The following is a 3,899-nucleotide window of genomic DNA, read 5'->3' on the forward strand; positions in this document are numbered from 1 at the left end:
ACCTCGGCCACGCGCAGACCTTACGCACCCCCCCGCTGATCGAGCTTGTCGAGATCCCCGCAGCAATCTGCTCCCGCTCGCACCGAGGTTCCAGCGCGGGCTGCGGAGGTCTCGACAAGCTCGACCAGCGGTGCCCCGGCAGGTGCCTTCCCTGCGGAGGTCTCGACAGGCTCGACCAGCGGTGCCCCCGGCAGGTGCCTCACGGTGGCTGAGGTGCGAGGCGCCCCAGCGCCGAGCCTCGAAGCCAGGTGACCCGGTGCTGGGACCTACGCGGGTGCCTTCGCTGCGGAGGTCTCGACGGGCTCGACTGGCGGTGTGTCAGCAGGTGCCTTCGCTGCGGAGGCTTCGAGGCTCAGCCGTGAACGGCCTCACACCTCAGCCACCGACGCGCCAGCAGGTGCCTTCGCCGCGGAGGTCTCGACGGGCTCGACCGGCGGTGGGCCACGACGGTGGCTGAGGTGCGAGGCGCCCTGGCGCCGAGCCTCGAAGCCCGGTGACCTGGGGCTGGGACTGGCGCGGGTGCCTTCCCTGCAGAGGTCTCGACAGGCTCGACCAGCGCAGGCCGCCGCTGGCGACCGGGGCTCACGAGCGTGAAGGATGGGGTCATGAGCGGGAAGGGCGATGGCAAGGTCGCGCTCGTGACCGGCGGTTCGAGCGGCATCGGCGAGCAGACCGCGCTGGGGCTGCTCAGGGCCGGCTTCACGACGTACGCCGTGGCCCGCCGGGTCGACCGGATGGCCGGCCTGGAGGCCGAGGGCGTCCACACCTTCGCGATGGACGTCACCGCCGACGACTCGATGGTCGTCGGGATCCAGCGGATCATCGCCGAGCAGGGGCGGATCGACGTCCTGGTCAACAACGCGGGCTACGGGTCCTACGGCGCGGTCGAGGACGTGCCGCTGGAGGAGGCGCGGCGTCAGTTCGAGGTGAACCTGTTCGGCCTGGCGCGGCTGGTCCAGCTCGTCACGCCGTCCATGCGCGAGCACCACTACGGCCGGATCATCAACATCTCCTCCATCGGGGCAGTGATCTACGAGCCGTTCGGGGCGTGGTACCACGCCACCAAGTTCGCGGTGGACGGGTTCAGCGACAGCCTGCGGGTCGAGCTGCGGCCGTTCGGGATCGATGTCGTCATCGTCCACCCGGCCGGCATCGTGACGGAGTGGAACGAGATCGCGCGTACCTCGCTGGTCGAGCGGAGCAAGGACGGCGCGTACGCCGCCAGCGCGGCCAAGGCCGCCAAGGCGATGGCGAGCGTCGACAACCCGCGGATGTCCAGCGGCCCCGAGGTCGTGGCCAGGACCATCGTCAAGGCAGCGACGGCGCGACGGCCGAGGTCGCGCTACTCGACCGGCAAGGGCGCGAGCACCGTGATGACGGCGCGGCGCGCCCTGCCGGACCGGGCCTTCGACGCGATCATGACCCGGATGTACCTCGAGTGAGCCGGACCGGTCAGCTCCCGGTGTTGCGCCCGTAGTCGAAGCTTGTGCTCACCGGCGTGCCGGCGGAGCCGTCGGGCCTCTGCGGAATGACGGTGTAGGTGACCCTGGTGAAGACCAGGTGGATGAGGTCGAGCGGGTGCCCGTTGGTCGGGTCCGGTGTCACGGCGTAGCTCGACAGCTGTACCTCCTCGAACTCCAGCGTCATGAACGTGAACGGCTTCTTGAGACTCCGCACGCAGCTGATCAGGGCGGACTGCCGATGGCGGCCGGTGTTGGTGTCGAGCAGCAGTGGTGGCGACTGGATGCCGGACTCGGCCAGCGCGATCACCTCGCGCGGTGTGGCCTTGCCGGAGCCACCCCCGCCGCCGCTGCCGGTCGAGAAGGTGGCGTCGACGCCCCAGGCCCAGGTGAGGAGCTCGATCTGGCCCTCGAACCCTTTCAGCGTCGCCTCGCCTGCGACTCCGGGGATGCTCAGGAAGAACCCGACGTCGGGGTCGCTGGGGATGGCAGGGTCGCCGAGTGCGGCGGTGGCGCTGTCGGCCGAGAGGGCGACACCGCCGAGGGCGCTGACGCCGAGGGCGCCGGCGAGGACGGTGCGGCGGCTGGGGACATGGGTCTGCTGGGTCATGGGGGAACCTCCTTGCCCGCGAGGATCCACCTCATGGGACGTGTCGTCATGACTCAAACGGGCCATCGCGTCCCCGGGTTCACACGCCGGCAGCCTTCTCCAGCGCTTTGACCTCGTCGTCGAGGTAGGTGAGCAGCCGCTGGAGGTGCGGCACGGTGCGCCGGCAACCGGTGAGACCGAAGGCCATCTTGCCGTCGTACGACGTGCAGGTGATGTTGAGCGCCATGCCGTTGATGGGGATCGAGAGCGGGTAGGTGCCGACCATCTTGGCGCCGTTCCAGTAGTGCGCCGTCCTCGGTCCGGGGACGTTGCTGATGATCAGGTTGTACGGCGGCCGGACGAAACCTTGCATCCGCAGGAGCGGGGTGAGGATCGCCGGGGCCTGGCCGATGGCGCTCATGGCCAGGATCTGGACCTGGGTCATCCCCTCGAGGGCCTGCTTGCCGTCCTTCATGCTCGCGTGGATCGACTTCAGGCGGGTGGCGGGGTCGTTGCGGTCGGTGGCGAGCTGGCACATGACTGCGCCGACGGCGTTGCCGCCGTCGGCCGAGGCGACGTGGGACTGCTTGGCGTTGAGGCCGATCGGGACCATCGCCACCAGTGGGGCCTCGGGGAGGGCGTCGAGCTCCAGCAGGTAGGTGCGGACCGCGCCGCTGCACATGGCGAGCACGACGTCGTTGAGCGTCGTACCGGTGGCCTTGCCGATGGCGCGCAGCCGCTCCACCGGCCAGTCCTGAGCGGCGAACCGCCGCGACCCGGTGATGCTCTGATTGAACAGGGTGCGCGGGGCGTACAGCGAGAGCGCGCTGGTCTCGTTGCGGAAGCTCTTGGTCAACGTCTTGACCAGGGCGGAGGGCATGCCGGCCGCCTCGGCTGTGACGCCGAGCGCGCCGCGAAGTGCCGTCATCGGGAGCTCGGAGAGGTTGACCGGCTCCTTCGCCTTCGAGCTTCGCCGTGAGCCGGCGGTCGCACCCCAGGGTGCCGGCATGTTGCGCTCGTCGGGGTCGGTGCTGAGGACGCTCTGCAGCAGCCGCATCGCCGAGACGCCGTCCACGAGGGCGTGGTGGAGCTTGGAGTACATCGCGACCCGCCCGTCGCGGAGCCCCTCGATCACATGGGTCTCCCACAGCGGCCGCTCCCACGCGAGCCGGGTCGAGTGCAGCCGCCCACACAGCTCGAGGAGCTCGCGGACGCGTCCCGGCTTCGGGAGTGCGCTGTGGCGGAGGTGGTGCTCGATGTCGAACTGGTCGTCCTCCTTCCAGAACAGCTGTCCGCCGGTCCTGATGGAGCGGTAGGGGTGCTTGAGGTAGAGCGGCCGGATCTCCTCGACGTCGCGCATCTCCTCGAACATCTGCCGGGTGTAGTCGCGGCCCGCACCCTCGGGCTTCTCGAAGAGCTGGAGGCCGCCGACGTGCATCGGCATGCTGCGGTTCTCGGCGAGCAGGAACGCCGCCGCCGTCGGGTCGATCGGAGTGGCCACCCGGTGTCCTTCGCTCGTCCGTGGATGTTTCGTGGCAGTGGTCGGGCTGGTCGGGCTCGGTCGAGCGATCCTCCCGCGCACCGGCGGGCGCCACAACCCCGTCCCGCGCGGTGCCCCGTGCCTCGGAACGACCACCAGGTCTCCACAGCCAGGCCCGCCCCGGCCCCTCTCCACAGCCCCACCAGGCCCGGCCCGCCGCGGTCGTCGCCACTGCCTAGCGTCGGACGCCACACATCCCCACGTCTCGGGAGGACGACATGCACCTGCCACGGCCCGTCCGGGCCCTCGGGCTGCTCGTCGCCGCGGTCACCGCGACCGTCGCGCTCTGGGTGGCCTCCTCACCGCCGGC

3 protein-coding genes are annotated in these 3,899 nt (G+C 70.4%); 1 reads left to right on the plus strand and 2 read right to left on the minus strand.

Annotated features, from left to right (window positions below; translation table 11 throughout):
* Window positions 1-605: 605 nt before the first annotated feature.
* Window positions 606-1,442: an oxidoreductase gene (locus VFV89_RS20810; protein WP_329707894.1), complete on the plus strand. Its 837-nt coding sequence runs from the start codon at window positions 606-608 to the stop codon at window positions 1,440-1,442.
* Window positions 1,443-1,452: 10 nt separating this feature from the next.
* Here the strand turns inward: VFV89_RS20810 and VFV89_RS20815 are convergent, their stop codons facing one another.
* Entirely contained in the window at window positions 1,453-2,070 is a 618-nt protein-coding gene (locus VFV89_RS20815) for an Hcp family type VI secretion system effector (protein WP_329707895.1), read from the minus strand.
* A 79-nt stretch (window positions 2,071-2,149) separates the two neighbouring features.
* Window positions 2,150-3,550, minus strand: coding sequence for a wax ester/triacylglycerol synthase family O-acyltransferase (locus VFV89_RS20820; RefSeq protein ID WP_329707896.1), 1,401 nt, complete (start codon window positions 3,548-3,550; stop codon window positions 2,150-2,152).
* Between the last annotated feature and the right edge of the window lie 349 nt (window positions 3,551-3,899).

The organism is Nocardioides sp. (genome assembly GCF_036274455.1).
GTDB lineage: Bacteria > Actinomycetota > Actinomycetes > Propionibacteriales > Nocardioidaceae > Nocardioides.